Raw genomic sequence first — 16,540 nt, 5'->3', positions numbered from 1 at the left:
AAACAGCAGGGCGAGTATTTTAGGCAGTTCAGGCCAGCAATGAAAGGGCGGGGTAGAGAAGGCATCATAAAAGCAGCGTGACAGTGTGAACGACAAGGGTCAGCCCGGCGGGTGCCGGGCTGACTCAGGGAGTGCAAGTATTGATGTCAGCCCACCTTCACCACGGCTTCTCCGGTCACGGCGAGGGCGCCGCCAGCAGCAAGGATACGGGTAGCCAGGGTGATGATGGGCTTGTCACTGCGCATGGCAATGATCTCCACCTCGGCCGTCACCTCATCCCCCACAAACACCGGCTGCTTGAAGGAGAGGCTCTGCCCCAGATAGACGGCGCCCTTGCCCGGTAACTTCTGGCCCAGCAGCCCGGAGAAGAGGCTCGCCAACAGCATGCCGTGCACTATGGGGCGCTCGAATGGCGTGGTAGCGGCAAAAGCCGAGTCCAGGTGCAGGGGATTGAAATCCTCCGACAAGCCGGCGAAGTCCTCGACTTCGGCTGCGCCGAACCGTTTGGTCAGGCTGGCTTTTTGCCCAATTTCAAGGGGGAGTGTGTTCATGCGGGCTCCTCCTCCGGGGTGTTGGCAAAGACAGGGTTAAGCCGCACCTTGACATAACCGCCGGGGGCCGCCTCCAGTCCCTCGCTCGGGATGCGGGCGGGTACGGACGTGGCCTCCTCTTCACGCCCCTTGATGAAGGCTGCCATCTCGGGCCACCAGGAGCCGCTTTGATGGGTTGCCTGCTCAAGCCAGGCGTCCGGGGTGTCACTGCTCGCATCGCTGTGCCAGAAGCCGTACTTGTTGGCCGCTGGCGGGTTGATGATGCCGGCAATGTGGCCCGATTCAGCCAGGATGAAGCGCTGCTCGCCGCCAAACAGCTTCATGCCCTGCCAGGTGCCCTGCCAGAGGGCGATGTGATCGTCCATGGCCGAGACCAGCAGCACAGGGGTCTTCACCTTGGCCAGATCGATGCGGGTGTTGCGGATCTTGAGCTCCCCCTTCACCAGCTGGTTCTCCAGATAGAGACGGCGCAGCAGACTGTTGTGGGTCTTGCCCGCCACGTTGGTGCTGTCGCTGTTCCAGTGCAGCAGATCGAACGCCACCGGGCTCTGGCCCTTGAGGTAGCTATCGATGTAGTAGTTCCAGTAGAGGCTGTTTTCCCGCAGCAGGCTGAAGGAGACCGCCAGCTGGCGTCCATCCATGATGCCCTTGGCCTCATTCTGGGCCTCCAGCGCCGCTATGATGGGCTCGTGGATGAAGATGCCAAGCTCCCCCGGTTGGGAGAAATCGAGCAGTGTGGTGAACAGGGTGGCGGAGCGCACCCGCTGTTTCTGGCGCCGCGCCGTCAGCCAGCCCATGGCGAGCGACAGGGCGGTACCGCCGATGCAGTAACCGATACCGTGTACCTCACGCTCGCCGGTGGCTGCTTCCACGCCGTCCAGCGCGGCGATCACCCCATCGACCACATAGTCGTCGAGATCGACATTGGCCTGCTCCACCCCAGGGTTGCGCCAGGAGATCATGAATACCGTCTGGCCCTGGGCGACCAGCCAGGCGACCAGAGAGTTCTGGGGCCGCATGTCCATGATGTAGTACTTGTTGATGAAGGGCGGCACTATCAGCACCGGCGTCCTGGCCACGGTTTCCGTGGTCGGGCTGTACTGGATAAGCTCGTAGAGCTCGGTGCGTTGCACCACCCGGCCCGGCGTCAAGGCCAGATCCCGCCCAAGTTCGAAGGCGGACTCGTCAGTCAGGCGGATGTTGAGCTGATCAGCGCTGCGCTCCAGATCCTCGGCCAGCAGGGCCAGTCCGCGCACCAGATTCTGGCCGTCGGATTCCAGAGTGAGCCTGAGCAGCTCGGGGTTGGTGGCCAGAAAGTTGCTGGGCGCCATGGCATTGAGGTATTGGCGGGTAAAAAAGCGCAGTCGCTCCCGGCTCTTCTGGGGAACCCCTTCCAGCGCATCTACCGAGGCCAGCAGGTGTTTGGCGGTCAGCAGATAGGATTGCTTGAGGTAGTCATAAAGGGGCTGGTCACGCCAGGCGTCGTCCTTGAAGCGGCGATCGCTGCGCTCCGGTGTGATCACCGGCTCGCTCTCCTGGCCTGCGCTTTTGAGCAGGGTATGCTGCATCAGCTTGAGCTGATCCTGCCACCAGTTCATCTGGGCATTGATCAGTTGCCAGGGTTGCTGAGTGCCCTGTTCCAGTACCTGGCCCAGATCGTCCAGATTGGTCTGCAACAGCGCCTGCGCCGTGCGCTCTGTCTGTGCCTTGGCCATGTCCAGCAACTTGTCGTTATAGTGGGCCAGGGCCTCGAACAGCGGGCCGTAAGATGATTGGCTCATGTTCTCTCCTTCACCCACACCCGTGACAGGGCGAGCCTGTTGTGTCGGGTCATGGGGAGATGTGGCTGCCCGGATTGGGCAGCCAGGGGGATATCAGGCCTTGCCCGTGCTCTTTTTGATGCCGTCGGCCGCCAGGGTATCCAGCTCTTCCTTGAACTGCAGACCCAGCGCATTGAGCTTCTGGATGTCATCCAGCATCTGGCGGGAGAGCTGGCTTGCTGTTTCCAGCTGCACAGTGCCGAGGGCCGCCAGGCTCTGGGCATCCTGCACCTTGCCAACCGCCTGCAACTGGCTCAATCCCAGTTCGGCATAGGCATTGGCGGAAGCCAGCTGCAACCGGGTCAGTTGTTCAATATTGCTGGCCAGCAGCTGGTTGTAACGGGTGAGGGGGGCAGCAAAGCCTTGCATCTGCTCGGTAAAGGTCTTGATTACGTCCATATTCATCGCGCGTCTCCGTGGTTGACAGCAGGGTATTGCAAAAGGCCGACAGGCCCATTCTTTGGTTACATCCGTTCGACTACATCCTGAAGTCGTTGCGTGTCGTTTGCTCTGTTCAAACGCACGTTTGAGCATTGTGTTACCAAATGAGGCTTGATGTAAATAATATAAATGTTAATTTTTGCTTAATTTTTGATTCTGGTCTGGCCAGGTGGCCGAGTGAATTCAGACGGGGAATGACGCAGCCACGCCTGCCCGGTCTCGTTCCTTCCTGCCAGTACTGATAGGCTGGCGCCACTCTCTGACCGTCAAGGAAAGCCCCGATGAAACCTGCCCACCTCTTGCTTGCCTGTGGCTCTTTGGCCCTGAGCGCTGTCTCCCATGCCAGCCCCCCGATCCAGGTCTCGCTGCCCGGTGTCAATCTGCCTGCCTCCCATCAGGTCGAAGGCGCCAGAGCCTCCTTTCTCTATGGCCGCACCGGTCAGGTAAAAGGGATAGATCTGCCCATCTTGGCCCTCTCCGATGTGGATCAGTTCAGCGGCCTGCAGCTTGGCGTCTTCCTCGGCGCCGGACGGGTGCGCCACCAGTTCAATGGGGTGGCCATCAATGCCGTCAACTGGCACGAGGGACAGGACAAGGGGGTGAACCTTGGCTTCGTCAACCTGACCAACAATGTGCAGGGCCTGAACTGGGGCGCCGTCAACATCGCCAAGGGCAATGCTCTGGCCAACGTCGGGTTCGTCAACTATGCCGAACGCACCACCTTTCAGTTGGGTTTCATCAATGCCACCAAGCATCTGGACGGGCTGCAGATAGGCCTTGCCAACTACGCCGAGAACGGTATTTTCCCCATACTGCCGCTGATCAATTTCAAGAAATCTTTCTAAGGCCAGCTCCCGGCCTTGCTTTAGGAGGCGCAGCCATTACCCTGTGCTCCATTGATAGCGCGCAGAGGTGACACGGGCATGACAATGGAACACATGGATGCCATCGGCATCGGCTGGGATGTGAGAGGCTGGCAGGGCAATGCCCAGGCGGTGGCCGTGGTGGGCTGGCAGGCGCGCGAGCAGCGCCTGCACTGGTTTGGTGTGTCGCCCCTGTTCCGGCTGAGTTCGCGGGTGGCGCCGGATCTGGATGCCCTGCTGCGACCGGCGCTGCAAGATGAGATGAATCTGATGCAGGTGCTGGCTTGCCCGCAGCTGGCGCTGGGTATCGATGCGCCGCTCGCCTTTCCACGGGCCCTGGGCGATCTGCTGGCGGGGAGGGCGACCGAGTGCGCCGTGCCCCAGCGCGAAATTGACAACCCTTATGCCTATCGCGATTGCGAGCGCTGGCTGCACCGGCAATATGGTAAGAAGCCCCTCTCTGCGACCTTCGACCGGCTCGGCAACAACGCCACGCTGGCGCTCTCCATGCTGCCCCGGCTGGGGGATCTGCAACTCGTACCCAAGCTGCAGTCTCAGGCCGATCGCGCCGTGCTGGAGGTCTATCCCGCTTTGGCCAAAGTGGGTGGCAAGGCATCCGCTGTCAGGGCAGAGCTGCAACCCCATCTGCCTGCAGCGTTGGTGACGGGCACGGATCGCTACGACGCCGCCATCTGCGCCCTGATGGCGTTGCAATACGCCGCCAAGGGGACTGTGTCTCTGCTGCCACCCCTGATACAAGCGCCCGCCGACATGGTACTGGATGAAGGCTGGGTCTATCACTTCGCACGCCCTTGAAAGCAGGGCCGAGTACTGACCTCTCGGCCTTGTTCTGCTCCTTTTCTGCAGGGTGTGATACAGGGCACCCGGGTTTTTCTCTGCTTTCCTCAGTGCCATCACGCAGCCAGACCAGATGCTGGTTTATTGCTCTCATATGCCATCAAACAAAAGCATGGAATCACCCTGTGAAGCTCGGTCAAGCCAGGTGGAACCGCCCCTGGTCTGGCAGGGCAAAAACGGCACTAACAGGGCATGGGGTGGGATTGTGATGACAAATTCACCGTTTGATGGTGATTTCCAGGGCTAAATAGCGGTTTGTGCCGCACAAAAGTAGAAGTGCAATCTCCTCATCCGATATATTGCGCCTTTCCCTGATCTTCTCTGCGGTGATGTCGATGAAACGGATTCTCTCTATCCAGTCCCACGTGGTGTTTGGCTGTGCCGGTAACAGTGCCGCCGTGTTTCCCATGCGCCGTCTCGGCATGGAGGTGTGGCCCGTCAACACGGTGCAATTCTCCAACCACACCCAGTACGCGGCGGGCTGGCAGGGGATGGCGATGCCTGCCGGTCACATCAGCGCCCTGGTAAAGGGGTTGAGTGATATCGAGGTGCTGTGCCAGTGTGACGCCGTGTTGAGCGGTTATCTCGGCTCGGCCGAGCAGGGGGACGAGATCCTGGCGGTGGTGGCCGCGGTCAAGGCCGCCAATCCCAATGCGATCTATTTCTGCGATCCCGTCATGGGGCACCCGGAGAAGGGGTGCATAGTCGCCCCCGGCGTCACCCGTTTTCTCACCGAGCAGGCGCTGCCGGTGGCCGACATCATGGCACCCAACCTGCTGGAGCTGGAAACACTGTGTGACACCCACCTGGCGGATCTGGCCCAGACCCGGGTGGCTGCCCATCAGCTGCTGGCCAAGGGGGTCAAGATGGTACTGGTCAAGCATCTGGGGCGTGCCGCACAGGAGTCGGGTCGTTTCGAGATGCTGCTGGCCACCCCCGAGGGCGACTATCTGATCGCCCGTCCGCTCTATGCGTTTGCCCGCCAACCAGTGGGGGTAGGGGATCTTATCAGTGCTCTGATGCTGGCCAATCTGCAGACCGGCTACGATGCCGTGACTGCCTTCGAGCGAACCAATGCGGCGGTGGATACTGTGATGCTGCACACCTGGCAGGCAGAGGCTTACGAACTGCAACTGATTTCAGCCCAGGATGCGTTTGCCGAGCCAGTGATCAAGGTGCGCGCCGAGCGGTTGGCCTGAGCATCCAGGTCTTCGAGCCCATGATCACACGGCAGGCAGGGCCGCCGTGTTCACTCCCAACGCGACTGCCTGACAGTGTTCCACTCCTTGATAGTGTTCCACTGTGGGGAAGGGGTCGTAGAAGTGGTGCAGCAGTGCCTTCCATTGCTGGTACTGAGCGGAGCCGCGAAAGCCCTGGGTGTGATCTTCGAGCCGCTGCCAGCTGACCAGCAACAGATAACGGTGAGGATCGGTCAGCGAGCGCTGCAACTGGTGCCCGGCGTACCCTGGCATGGCACTGATGATGGTCTGGGCTTGCCCAAAGGCCTGTTCGAAGGCGGCGGCCTGACCCGGGACAACCTGCAGATGGGCGACTTCCAATATCATGATGACTCCTTGTCTTGACGGGGGAAGCGCCATTTCAGCAGTTCAGGCCACAACAGACAAGGCCAGCCGTCAGGCTGGCCTTGTTCGTGGGCGATCATCAAGGGGTTTTATCCCGGATCAATCCCGCGGATAACGGGCCCGATAGCGCTCGGCCATGGCGTTGGCCGCTATCATGGCGTTGTAAACATCCTGCTCGCTCACGGCCATCGGCATATTGACCATGGTGTCGAGGGGATCGCAGGCAAGCGCTGCCACCTTGCGCCACTCGCTCTCGATGAAACGGGTCAGCCCCATCTCCTGCAAGGTCATGGGCAGACCGGCAACCTGGATGATGCGCATTACCTCATCGACCTCGGTCTGGGGGGCGCGCTCCAGCACCAGCTGGGTCAGCAGACCGAATACCACCTTCTCCCCGTGCTGTGCACGGTGCAAGTCAGGTACTACCGACATGCCGTTGTTGACCGCATGGGCCGCCGCCAGACCACCGGCCTCGGCGCCGACGCCGCTCAGGTAGATGGTGGCTTCAATGATCTGCTCGAGCGCCGGTGTGGTGACATGATGGTGAATGGCATCCATCGCCATTTCTATGTTTTCCCCCAGCAGCTCATAGCAGAGCTTTGCCAGGCCAAGTCCGGTACGGGAGGGGCGCTTGCCCACCAAGTTGATGCCATCGGCCCGATAGCAGGCGCGGGCCTCGAAATAGGTGGCCAGGGCATCCCCCACGCCAGCGGCGAAGAAGCGGGCAGGGGCCGCCGCTATGATGGCGGTATCGGCGATCACCACGTCCGGGTTCTGGGGGAGGAACAGGTAGCGCTCGAACTCGCCCGCCTGATTGTAAATCACCGCCAGCGCTGTACAGGGCGCATCGGTGGAGGCAATGGTGGGGAACAGCACAACGGGACGGCGCAGGTAGAAGGCAACCGCCTTGGCCACATCCAGGGTCTTGCCGCCGCCGATACCGACGATCACGTTGGCGCCCTGCTGTTCGGCGAGATCGCAGAGGCGACGGATCTCGATATCGGTGCATTCGTAGTTGAACTTCTCGACCCGTCCTTTCAAGCCCGCTTGCAGCAGACCGGCCAGCGCCTCTTCGCGCACCCGCTCCAGGATGAACTCATCGCTGACGAGCAGGGCGTTGTCGCCAAAATCTTTCACATGATCATGGAGTTGAGGCAGAAGGTCGTGACCTATGATGAACTTTTTGGGGGAGGTGACGGTACGAGGCAGAATAGGCATGCAGGATTCCTCAAGGCAGTGAGTGACACCCGTTAGGTATGCAAACGGGTCTTCCTGCCACACCATACGCCTCGCTCGCCATCAGGTGAAGGGGTAATGGCGCAGGCTCCTTGTCAAAATTAATCAACTGGAGTTTTTGATTGTTTTTTGCAAAGGGGCGTGCCCTGCTTGAACAAGCGCGCAACGCCGCAGCACAATGCGCCCTCCGGGGAAAGAGTGGGCGCATTGCTTTCCCGGAGGGCATTCATCAGAGCTGCTTGTAGAAGAAGAGGGTGGCGGCCAGGGTACCGTCGGCATTGCGGGCAAAGTCCGGGATCTGGCCAACTTCCTGATAACCGAGCTGGCGATAGAGGTTGGATGCCACGTCGCCGACCCGGGTATCGAGCACCAGCAGGGTGCGTCCCTTATCCCGGGCGCCTTGCTCCATGGCGGCCATCAGGGCGCGGCCGACGCCCTTGCCACGGGCGTGGCTGTGCACCATCAGTTTTTCTACCTCGGCCCGGTGGCGGCCATTTGCCTTGGTGCAAAGCGCCAGTTGCAGGGCCCCGACCAGGTGGTGCTGCTCGAAGGCAACCCAAAGCCGACGTCTGCCCGCTGCCAGCTCAGTCTCGATCCCTTGCCAGTATCCCAGTCCCTGCTCTTCTGTCAGTGGCGGCAAAAATCCCACCGAGGCGCCATTGGCCACGCTGTCTTGCAGCAGGGTGATGAGCGCAGGCTTGATGCCCAGGGTGGTATCAACCTCAACTATGTCCATCGAGAGTCCTTGTCAAACGTGGTCGCGACAGCGGGTCTGGCCCGCTGCGGCTGAATGCACAGATACAATCCAGTGTCATCAGCATGGCTGGTCAGACTCGCCTTTTCTGATGCCGATTTCAAGTCGGGCACCTCTGCAGGGTGCGCAGGATCACGCTTGTCCATCAGCCCCACCACGGGTTCATCAGCCGCACGTCTTAGCGGATAAGGTTTTGCTCTGCCAGCCAGGCGAACAGCAGGCGGGACACGGGGGAAATCTGTTCGAGGTGGCGGCTATCGAGCCAGCGCAGTTCGGCGATCTCGGCCGAGGCAACAGGTGTACCGCTGGCCTCGCCGGTGTAACAGCGCAATCGGACCTGCACGCCTTCAGGCTTGCCATCGGCCTGGGCGCTGAATTCGCAGGCAAGGCGCAAGGTGTCAGCTTGCAGGGTCACGCTCAGCTCCTCTTCGATTTCTCGCATCAGCGCCGCTTCATCGCTCTCTCCCGCCTCGCGTTTTCCGCCGGGAATGTAGTAGATGGCCTTGCCGTGGGAACGGGCGCAGAGCAGTTGCTGATCCTTGAAGGTCAGCCAGGCGAGTTTGTCGATCATGAGGGCAGTCTCTCTGAGTTGAGGGTGAGGCTCTGCTCGCACAGGGTGCGATAGGAGCGGGTTTCGAGTTGCCTGGAGGAGAGGCCGAGCCGTGTGGCTAAATCCTGCAACTGCTGGCGATAGCTGGGCAGCAAGGTCTCGTCATCGGTCATGATGGCCAGCTCGGCAAAGTCGCCGAGCCCGTCCAAGTGATCCAGCGTGACGTGGAAGGGGCCAACGAAGTAGATGCTGCGCCGCTTGCTGATGGCCAGCACCTGCTGATAACCCAGGGTCTGCAGCATGCTCGCAGCCTTGTCGGCGTCCGTGATATTGACCGCCTCGCAGCGATCCCGCTCGGGCCCCTTGACGATCCAGAGCTTTATGCCGGAAGGCTGCATGGTACGGATCACCAGGCTCTTGCCCTCTGTGGCCAGGGTTGGTTCCGGTGTGTCGAAGTAGCTGTCCTGTTCCAGATTGTTTTCCAGCATGACTTCCGGATCCAGCGTCTTGAGCGTGGAGATGAAGGCGGGTCTGTCATCCAGTCGATATTTGAATTCGACTTCATAGCGGCCCTGAAAGTGCTGTGATGACATTGGCTGGCATCCTTGAGTGTGCGGATTTGCATGGCAGGCAGCCTAGCAAAGTTGACCGGCAGGCCCAAGGGGCAGCCGTGCAGACTGTGGAAACGATCGGTTTCTCGCCGTAGGCTACTCCCAGTGAACTCTCTCCCTGTATCAAAAGTTGATCAGCAGAGTTCATTAATTGTTGATCCATGACCCTGGTCCGCGTGAAGCAAGGGGTAGTCAACTGACCGTGAGCCTCTGCCCATAGACGCGCCAGCGGATGCCGAAAAGTTCGGTCTGGCGCACAGGATGGGGCGCCAGGGCTGGGCGGGGGCGGGCCCCTGTGGTTTAATCCTTGCCACTTTCGTGGTAGCGGATCCCGTTTGGTGGATCGGCTGCCCCAGCTTTGGCAAGATGCAGGTGATCAGATGCAAGTGACAGCAGAGAGCAAATTTATCGGACTCGGGGTGGCGGGCAACTTTGCCGGCCACCTGGAGCAAGCTGGAGAAGCCTCGGATTTCGTGGCTGTGGTGGTGCGTGATACCACAGCGCCCAAGGCGCTGTTTCCCTTCTATGTACCGAGTCACCCGGGTCAGCTCGGCGTCTTCCCCCTGAGCGAGAAGGCGATCTTGCTGCCAGAGGCGGCGGTCAGCGGTGACGAGAAGGTGCAGATCGAGCCGGAAGTGGCGCTCTGGTGCGAGCTGGAGTACGCAGGTACCCAGGTGGTGGCCATCCATCCTCGCGCCTTTGGGGCCTATAACGACTGCTCCATTCGTCGTCCCAATGCCAAGAAGATCAGCGAGAAGAAAAACTGGGGGGAAGAGAGCAAGGGGCTGGCAGACAATCTGCTGCCACTCAGTGGTTTTACCGCGGGTTGCGAGCTTGATGACTATCGCATCGCCTGCTATCTGGAGCGCAATGGCGAGCTGCACGTTTACGGGGTAGACAGCGCCGCCGTTGATTACAGCTATTTTCATCGACAGCTGCTGGACTGGGCCATCGACAAGTTCAACCATCAGCAGGATGAGGGCCCGGCAGAGCATATTCAGGGGCTGCTGGCCCAGGCTGGGCACCCCTCACATGCACTGATCAGCATAGGCGCCACCCGTTATACCCCGTTTGGTGAGACCCACTTCCTCAAGCCCGGCGATACGTCCTGTGTGCTGGTCTATCCGGCCAGCCGTTATAGCGAAAGTGATATCCGCGAGGCCATTCGCACCCGCCAGTTCGGGCCGGATGTGTCAGCCCTGCTGCAAGCGGTCAAAACCCGCTAATACCACCACCTTCCCCCGTGCTCGCGGGGGAAGGCTCGCCTTCTTGCCATTCCAATCCCGTCTTTTTTCGCTGTGCTTACATAACCTGATGATTTATTTTAACATTCAGCCTGTTTAGCAAGGGCAATAGAGACACATCATGGTAGAACTCAAAACGATCGGGCTGTTTCTGATCACTGCGGTGGCCGAAATCGTCGGCTGCTATCTGCCCTATCTCTGGCTGACACAGGGCCGAAGTGTCTGGCTGCTGCTGCCAGCGGGTTTGAGTCTGGTGCTGTTTGCCTGGCTGCTTTCACTGCATCCGACCGCTGCCGGCCGTGTCTATGCCGCCTATGGTGGCGTCTATATCTTTGTCGCCATCCTCTGGCTCTGGCTGGTGGACGGTATCAGACCCACACTCTGGGATCTGGTGGGTTCGCTGGTGGCGCTGCTCGGCATGGCCATCATCATGTTTGCACCAAGGCCGGCTTAGGGCCCATGGGTGACGCTGCATCGGGAACAAGATCAGGAGGACCCCCATGGTGGTGATCAGAACGTGCAATGAACAAGACGTAGCGGGTTTGCTGACCCTTTATAGGGAGCTGAGGCCCCATGATCCGCCGCTGGTTGAAGCCGAGGCGGCCCTCGCCACCTTGCTGGCCCAATCCCATGTGCGGCTTATCGTCGCCGAGGTGGATGGACAGCTTGCCGCCACCTGCCAACAGGATTGCTACAAGGTGATGCTGCTGTCGGGGGAGGGGCGTGAGGCGGCCCACCGCCTGTATGAAAAGCTGGGTTTCAAGGCCGGCATCGAGAAGGGATTCGTCATCAAGCAAGTGGATGCCAAAGGCACAGCCGAGCCTCTCCGGTAAGGCTGTTCGCGCCACACAACAAGAGTCATGTCATGAAGATTGAACAAGCAAAGACGCGGGATCACGCGACCCTGATCAGCCTCTGGGAAGCCTCGGTACGCGCCACTCACCACTTTCTGCCAGAGGAGGAGATAGATGCCCTCAAGCCGCTGATCCTGGAGCACTATTTCGCGGCCGTCGATCTGGTCTGTGCCAGGGACGACACAGGTATCACCGGTTTTTGCGGCGTGCACGATGGCAATATCGAGATGCTGTTTCTCGCACCCGAAGCAAGAGGCCGTGGCATCGGACGCCTGCTGGTGGCCCATGCCATCAGCCGCCAAGGGGCAACCAGGGTGGACGTCAACGAGCAGAATGTACAGGCGCTCGGCTTCTACCAGCGCATGGGGTTCGCCGTGACGGGGCGCTCGCCACTGGATGGCCAGGGCAAACCCTATCCGCTGTTGCATATGGTGCTGGCGGATTTCGAAAAGGTGTGATCTATCCCGCAAATAAAAAACCGCCGAGGCGGTTTTTTATTTTTCAGTGCGGGCAGCTCATGGCCGGCCTTACTCCTCGTTGGAGTTGTCCTGATAGCTATCGCGCTGGGCCCGGGGCAGGCGGCGCATCGGGGTGAGCCCTGCGTCCACGCCACCGCGATCCTTCTGGCGCGCCGGCGCCGGTTGCTTGTTGCCATCGGCTTTGGGCTTGCCGGCTCCCGGCTTGCCTTTGCCCTTGGCGGGTGCCTTGGCATTGTGCTTGGCGTTGGCATGGCCGCGATCTCGCGGCGGGTTTTGTACCGGCTTGCTGCCCGGCAGGGTCTGGCGAGTCGGTTTGCCGCTTGGCTCATAACCGGCCAGGATCTCGCTCGGTATGCTGAGGCCGATCAGGGACTCGATGGCCTTGAGCTGATCCTGTTCATCCTGGCTGACCAGGGAGATGGCTTCGCCGCCACGACCAGCACGGCCGGTACGACCGATGCGGTGGATATAATCCTCGGCCACCTGGGGCAGCTCGAAGTTGATCACATGGGGCAGCTGATCGATATCGAGACCACGGGCGGCGATGTCGGTGGCGACCAGCACCCGTACCTTGCCTTCCCGAAAATCCGCCAGCGCTCGGTTGCGGGCACCCTGGCTCTTGTCTCCGTGGATGGCGACGGTATTGAGACCGTCTTTTTCCATCTGGTGGGCGAGGCGGTCGGCGATCTGCTTGGTGCGTACGAACACCAGCACCCGTTGCCAGTTATTGCGGCCGATCATGTGGGAGAGCAGCTCGCGCTTGCGCTCGCGGTCGACCTTGATGATGCGCTGGTTGACCTGCTCGGCGGTGCTGTTGCTCGGGCTCACCTCGATCAGGGTCGGGCTCTTCAGCAGATCGTCGGCCAGCTCCTTGATCTCGTTGGAGAAGGTGGCAGAGAACAGCAGGGTCTGCCGCTCTTCCGGCAGCGCCTTCATGATGCGGCGAATGTCGGTGATGAAGCCCATGTCGAGCATGCGATCCGCCTCATCCAGCACCAGCACTTCCAGCTCGGTCAGGGTGAGGGCGCGCTGGGTCAGCAGATCCAGCAGGCGGCCCGGGGTCGCGACCAGGATGTCGACGCCGAGCTTGATGGCCTCCAGGTTGGGCTTGATGCTGACGCCGCCATAGGCGATCAGGGTGCGAAACGGCAGGTGATGAGCGTACTTGATGATGCTCTCGCCCACCTGGGCGGCCAGTTCACGGGTCGGGGTCAGCACCAGGGCGCGTACCTGACGACGGCCACCACGGCCATGGTTGGCCATCAGACGGTGCAACATGGGCAGGGTGAAACCGGCCGTTTTACCTGTGCCTGTCTGGGCGCCGCCCAGCACATCCTGGCCTGCCAGCACAGCCGGAATGGCTTGCTGCTGGATGGGGGTTGGCTGTTCGTAACCCAATTCCTTGACGGCCCGCAGAATGTGCGGTGACAGACCCAGTTCGTTAAATGACATGTTCGAGAGAGACTCCTGAGGTGAGCCTTGGGCTCAACGAGTGACAGACAGGCGCTAACGCCTGGCCTGTCACAACATAAGACGCAGCGGACCACCTGGGCAGCCAGCCACGACATAGAAAAGATAATGGGGGCGTAATATAGCAGATGTGCGGCCTGCACGCAGCAGCCGTGTCACTTGCCCGGGCCGCTGCGTGGGTCTGGTCCCGTGGCGAGGCTCAGAGCAGTGCGCTTATCTCGTCCAGCAGGCTCTCTGGCTTGGTCTGGGGGGCGAAGCGTTCCACCACCTCGCCGTCGCGGTTGATGAGGAACTTGGTGAAGTTCCATTTGACGTTTTCCAGTCCCAGCAACCCGGGTTTTTGCTGTTTAAGCCAGCGATAGAAGGGGTGGGCGTGCTCACCGTTGACTTCGCACTTGGCCATGATGGGGAAGCTGACCGGATAATCCAGCGAGCAGAAGCGGGCGATTTCGTCCGCATCCCCCGGCTCCTGATGGCCGAACTGATCGCAGGGGAAGCCCAAGATCACCAGCCCTTTGGGTCCCAGCTGCTGGTAGAGTGCCTCCAGGCCCGTATATTGGGGGGTAAAACCACAGCGGCTGGCCACGTTGACCACCAGAATGACCTGACCTTGCAGGGCGGTGAGAGAGAATTCGGTACCATCGAGGCGTTGCAGGGGAAGATCGGGCAGAGACATGGTGCACTCCAGAGAGGATGGGGCCCATTCAGGGCAGTGGTTATGCACGTTAACGGGCCCGGGATCCCGAGGCAAGCAGCAAGTGCCGGGTTTGCCTCCCCTCATGCATCCTTTTGTCGAGCCAGATCACAGGGCGGCGAGGCCGGTACGATAAAGGGCGCCTTCTGTGGCGGGATAGCGTATTGATGGTGGGACTTCTCAGGAGAAGCAAACTGGTTTGTGCCCAGGCCAGGAAGCCGCTAAAAAGCGCCCTCTCTCCACTTATTGCGAGCCAATCTTGGACTATCAAGCCGTCATGGATGCCATTTACACCCGGGGATGGGTGATTGTGGATGACTTTTTAACCGCCGTTGAGGTGGATGCCCTCAAAGCCTGCTTGCCCCATGCGTGGCATCCGGCCGGGATTGGACGGGAAAGTCTGCATCAGGGCAATCCCGATATTCGCCGTGATCAGATCCACTGGCTGGAGCCTTCCCTTGGCGCGCCAGTGGCGGACTATCTCGGTCGCATGGAGTCCCTGCGCCTCGCCGCCAACCGCCTGCTGATGCTGGGACTGTTCGATTACGAGGCCCATTTCGCCCGCTATCGCAGCGGGGATTTTTATGCCACCCATCGCGATGCCTTCGCCGGTCGCTCCAACCGCCGTCTCACCTCTGTCTTCTATCTCAACAACGACTGGCAACCTGAGGCGGGCGGTGTGCTCAGGGTCTATGACAACGACGAGCAGCTCTTGATGGATGTCTCTCCCAAGGGAGGGCGGCTGGTATTGTTCCTGTCGGAGGAGTTCCCCCACGAGGTACTGCCCGCCAATCGTGAGCGTTATAGCATAGCCGGCTGGTTTCGGGTCAATGGCAACGGCATGGGGCGCGTGGATCCGCCGCGCTGAGCCCATTTCGTCCAATTTTTGACACAGGCGGAAATTTTTCAGGCTGTTGTCGGCGGATGGGGCTCCCATCGGCTGACAAGGCTTGATTTCCCTTGCTACACTGGCCCGCACTTGGCTTCGTCCGGTTTTTCAGTACGGTTGGATTATCAGATGGTCATGACGAAGCCGCTTTTCCCAAGGGATCACATCTAATGAAGAACATGCATGTCTTGCTGCTGTGCGGCGGCGGTGGCTCAGAACACGAAGTCTCTCTGCGCAGCGCCAATTTCCTTGAGCAACAACTCGGTTTCCTGCCGGGCGTCGAAGTGACCCGGGTCGAGATGTTTGCCGATCGCTGGCTCTCTGCCGATGGCCGCGAGTGCAAGCTGGGGCTGGACAAGCTGCTCTCGTTTGACAGCGTGGCCCGTCCGGTGGACTACGTGGTGCCCTGCATCCACGGCTACCCGGGTGAGACCGGCGATCTGCAATCCTTCCTCGAGCTGGCGGGCCTGCCTTATCTCGGTTGCGATGCCGAGGCGAGCAAGATCTGCTTCAACAAGATCAGCACCAAGCTGTGGCTCTCCGCCATCGGCATTCCCAACACCCCCTATCTGTTCCTGACCGAACAGAACGACGCTGCCCTGACCGAGGCAAAAGCCGCCCTGGCCAAGTGTGGCAAGGTCTTCATCAAGGCCGCCTCCCAGGGCTCTTCCGTGGGCTGCTACTCCGCCAGCAACGAAACCGATCTGCTGCAGGGCATCAAGGATGCCTTCGGTTACTCCGAACAGGTGTTGATCGAAAAAGCGGTCAAGCCCCGCGAGCTGGAAGTGGCTGTCTACCAGTACGGTGACGAGCTGATTGCCACCTACCCTGGCGAGATCTGCGTGCCGCAGGACAAGTTCTACACCTATGAAGAGAAGTACAGCAGTGCCAGCCACACGGCGACCAGCCTCAAGGCCGAAGGCCTGACCCAGGCGCAGGAAGATGCAATCCACGAGTATGCCCTCAAGGCGTTCCGTCAGCTGAAACTGACCCACCTGTCTCGCATCGACTTCTTCCTGACCGAAGAGGGCGAGATCCTGCTGAACGAGATCAATACCTTCCCCGGCATGACCTCCATCTCCATGTTCCCTAAACTGCTGGAGCATCACGGTCACAGCTTTGCTCACTACCTCGAGCAGATCCTGCGCAAGCCCGCCTGATGGTTTGCCGAAAACAACAGAGGGGCCCGCGGGCCCCTCTGTTGTTTGCAGCTTTTCCAGATCACATGGGATCAGGGGTGAACAGCCAGATATGCGCCCCTTGTGGATCGGCAATCAGGGCCATGCGCCCGACTTCCGGGATATTCATGGCGGGCACCACCACGGATCCTCCATGCTGGCTGACTTTGGCCACCCTGGTGTCCACGTCATCCACCGCTATGTAGGTTGCCCAGTGCGGCGGTACGCCGGCCATCTCGGGATTGCCCCGGGTGGCCTGCACTCCGGCGATTGGCCTGCCATTGGCAACCAGCATGGGGTAGTTGCCTCCCTCCATGGCCATGGTCTGGCTCTCCCAGCCAAGCACCTCAGTATAAAAGCGGATCCCGGCCTCGGCGTCCGGAACATAGAGCTCGTGCCAGGTGAAGGCCGTGCCTTCGGCCAGGGCATGTTCTCTTGCCATATCGTGTTCTGCCATCGTCGTCC

The 16,540-nt window shown here is 60.4% G+C and carries 20 protein-coding genes; 9 read left to right on the top strand and 11 right to left on the bottom strand.

Annotated elements, in window-relative coordinates; translation table 11 throughout:
- Nucleotides 1-146: 146 nt before the first annotated feature.
- The 3 genes from ONZ54_RS12495 to ONZ54_RS12485 all read right to left on the bottom strand — a co-directional run bounded on the left by ONZ54_RS12495 (nucleotide 147) and on the right by ONZ54_RS12485 (nucleotide 2,776).
- Nucleotides 147-551 carry a MaoC family dehydratase gene (locus ONZ54_RS12495; RefSeq protein ID WP_058394446.1) on the bottom strand — a complete coding sequence of 135 codons (405 nt, stop codon included), beginning with the start codon at nucleotides 549-551 and terminating at the stop codon, nucleotides 147-149.
- Nucleotides 548-2,332, bottom strand: a complete 1,785-nt coding sequence (locus tag ONZ54_RS12490; protein ID WP_271786309.1) for a class I poly(R)-hydroxyalkanoic acid synthase — start codon at nucleotides 2,330-2,332, stop codon at nucleotides 548-550. The genes ONZ54_RS12495 and ONZ54_RS12490 overlap by 4 nt, the downstream gene beginning before the upstream one ends.
- Before the next feature lie 93 nt (nucleotides 2,333-2,425).
- Nucleotides 2,426-2,776: a phasin family protein gene (locus ONZ54_RS12485; RefSeq protein ID WP_021138288.1), complete on the bottom strand. Its 351-nt coding sequence runs from the start codon at nucleotides 2,774-2,776 to the stop codon at nucleotides 2,426-2,428.
- Nucleotides 2,777-3,093: 317 nt separating this feature from the next.
- Here ONZ54_RS12485 and ONZ54_RS12480 point away from each other — a divergent pair, with 317 nt between their 5' ends.
- The 3 genes from ONZ54_RS12480 to pdxY all read left to right on the top strand — a co-directional run bounded on the left by ONZ54_RS12480 (nucleotide 3,094) and on the right by pdxY (nucleotide 5,732).
- On the top strand, nucleotides 3,094-3,657 hold the full coding sequence (locus ONZ54_RS12480) for a VC2662 family protein (RefSeq protein WP_271786308.1): 564 nt from the start codon (nucleotides 3,094-3,096) through the stop codon (nucleotides 3,655-3,657).
- A gap of 78 nt (nucleotides 3,658-3,735) precedes the next feature.
- Nucleotides 3,736-4,491, top strand: coding sequence for a DUF429 domain-containing protein (locus ONZ54_RS12475; protein WP_271786307.1), 756 nt, complete (start codon nucleotides 3,736-3,738; stop codon nucleotides 4,489-4,491).
- Between the two features lie 377 nt (nucleotides 4,492-4,868).
- Complete coding sequence (gene pdxY, locus ONZ54_RS12470) at nucleotides 4,869-5,732, top strand: pyridoxal kinase PdxY (protein WP_058394442.1); 864 nt, start codon at nucleotides 4,869-4,871, stop codon at nucleotides 5,730-5,732.
- A 24-nt stretch (nucleotides 5,733-5,756) separates the two neighbouring features.
- Here the strand turns inward: pdxY and ONZ54_RS12465 are convergent, their stop codons facing one another.
- The 5 genes from ONZ54_RS12465 to cyaB all read right to left on the bottom strand — a co-directional run bounded on the left by ONZ54_RS12465 (nucleotide 5,757) and on the right by cyaB (nucleotide 9,249).
- Nucleotides 5,757-6,098: an antibiotic biosynthesis monooxygenase family protein gene (locus ONZ54_RS12465; protein ID WP_271786306.1), complete on the bottom strand. Its 342-nt coding sequence runs from the start codon at nucleotides 6,096-6,098 to the stop codon at nucleotides 5,757-5,759.
- Nucleotides 6,099-6,215: 117 nt separating this feature from the next.
- The gene (locus ONZ54_RS12460; protein WP_131730623.1) at nucleotides 6,216-7,334 is read right to left on the bottom strand and encodes a glycerol dehydrogenase; all 1,119 of its coding nucleotides are present in this window, start codon (nucleotides 7,332-7,334) and stop codon (nucleotides 6,216-6,218) included.
- A gap of 247 nt (nucleotides 7,335-7,581) precedes the next feature.
- Complete coding sequence (locus ONZ54_RS12455) at nucleotides 7,582-8,088, bottom strand: GNAT family N-acetyltransferase (RefSeq protein WP_271786305.1); 507 nt, start codon at nucleotides 8,086-8,088, stop codon at nucleotides 7,582-7,584.
- A 196-nt stretch (nucleotides 8,089-8,284) separates the two neighbouring features.
- Nucleotides 8,285-8,677, bottom strand: a complete 393-nt coding sequence (locus ONZ54_RS12450) for an NUDIX hydrolase (protein ID WP_005311066.1) — start codon at nucleotides 8,675-8,677, stop codon at nucleotides 8,285-8,287.
- A complete protein-coding gene (gene cyaB, locus ONZ54_RS12445; protein ID WP_271786304.1) occupies nucleotides 8,674-9,249 on the bottom strand; it encodes a class IV adenylate cyclase in 576 nt (191 codons plus the stop codon). The genes ONZ54_RS12450 and cyaB overlap by 4 nt, the downstream gene beginning before the upstream one ends.
- A gap of 398 nt (nucleotides 9,250-9,647) precedes the next feature.
- Between cyaB and ONZ54_RS12440 the strand changes: the two genes are divergently transcribed.
- The 4 genes from ONZ54_RS12440 (at nucleotide 9,648) to ONZ54_RS12425 (ending at nucleotide 11,823) form a co-directional block, all read left to right on the top strand.
- Nucleotides 9,648-10,493, top strand: a complete 846-nt coding sequence (locus tag ONZ54_RS12440) for a DUF5718 family protein (protein ID WP_271786303.1) — start codon at nucleotides 9,648-9,650, stop codon at nucleotides 10,491-10,493.
- Nucleotides 10,494-10,632: 139 nt separating this feature from the next.
- Entirely contained in the window at nucleotides 10,633-10,965 is a 333-nt protein-coding gene (locus tag ONZ54_RS12435) for a YnfA family protein (protein ID WP_059167499.1), read from the top strand.
- Nucleotides 10,966-11,011: 46 nt separating this feature from the next.
- Nucleotides 11,012-11,344 (top strand): GNAT family N-acetyltransferase, encoded by a 333-nt coding sequence (locus ONZ54_RS12430; RefSeq protein WP_271786302.1) that lies wholly within the window; start codon nucleotides 11,012-11,014, stop codon nucleotides 11,342-11,344.
- Nucleotides 11,345-11,376: 32 nt separating this feature from the next.
- The gene (locus ONZ54_RS12425; RefSeq protein WP_271786301.1) at nucleotides 11,377-11,823 is read left to right on the top strand and encodes an acetyltransferase; all 447 of its coding nucleotides are present in this window, start codon (nucleotides 11,377-11,379) and stop codon (nucleotides 11,821-11,823) included.
- A 69-nt stretch (nucleotides 11,824-11,892) separates the two neighbouring features.
- Here ONZ54_RS12425 and ONZ54_RS12420 read toward each other — a convergent pair whose 3' ends face one another.
- Together ONZ54_RS12420 and ONZ54_RS12415 are read right to left on the bottom strand one after the other, a co-directional pair.
- Nucleotides 11,893-13,296, bottom strand: coding sequence for a DEAD/DEAH box helicase (locus ONZ54_RS12420; RefSeq protein ID WP_271786300.1), 1,404 nt, complete (start codon nucleotides 13,294-13,296; stop codon nucleotides 11,893-11,895).
- Nucleotides 13,297-13,513: 217 nt separating this feature from the next.
- Nucleotides 13,514-13,990, bottom strand: a complete 477-nt coding sequence (locus ONZ54_RS12415; protein ID WP_059111964.1) for a glutathione peroxidase — start codon at nucleotides 13,988-13,990, stop codon at nucleotides 13,514-13,516.
- A gap of 277 nt (nucleotides 13,991-14,267) precedes the next feature.
- On the opposite strand from ONZ54_RS12415, the gene ONZ54_RS12410 reads away from it, so the two are divergent.
- Together ONZ54_RS12410 and ONZ54_RS12405 are read left to right on the top strand one after the other, a co-directional pair.
- Nucleotides 14,268-14,876: a 2OG-Fe(II) oxygenase gene (locus tag ONZ54_RS12410; protein WP_219615645.1), complete on the top strand. Its 609-nt coding sequence runs from the start codon at nucleotides 14,268-14,270 to the stop codon at nucleotides 14,874-14,876.
- 191 nt (nucleotides 14,877-15,067) lie between these two features.
- A complete protein-coding gene (locus ONZ54_RS12405) occupies nucleotides 15,068-16,057 on the top strand; it encodes a D-alanine--D-alanine ligase (protein WP_271786299.1) in 990 nt (329 codons plus the stop codon).
- A 61-nt stretch (nucleotides 16,058-16,118) separates the two neighbouring features.
- Here ONZ54_RS12405 and ONZ54_RS12400 read toward each other — a convergent pair whose 3' ends face one another.
- Nucleotides 16,119-16,532, bottom strand: coding sequence for a VOC family protein (locus tag ONZ54_RS12400; protein ID WP_271786298.1), 414 nt, complete (start codon nucleotides 16,530-16,532; stop codon nucleotides 16,119-16,121).
- Nucleotides 16,533-16,540 lie beyond the last annotated feature (8 nt).

Origin of the sequence: Aeromonas salmonicida (genome assembly GCF_028355655.1) — a bacterium.
GTDB classification, from domain to species: domain Bacteria; phylum Pseudomonadota; class Gammaproteobacteria; order Enterobacterales; family Aeromonadaceae; genus Aeromonas; species Aeromonas salmonicida.
This window is presented reverse-complemented; position numbering and strand designations above follow the sequence as displayed.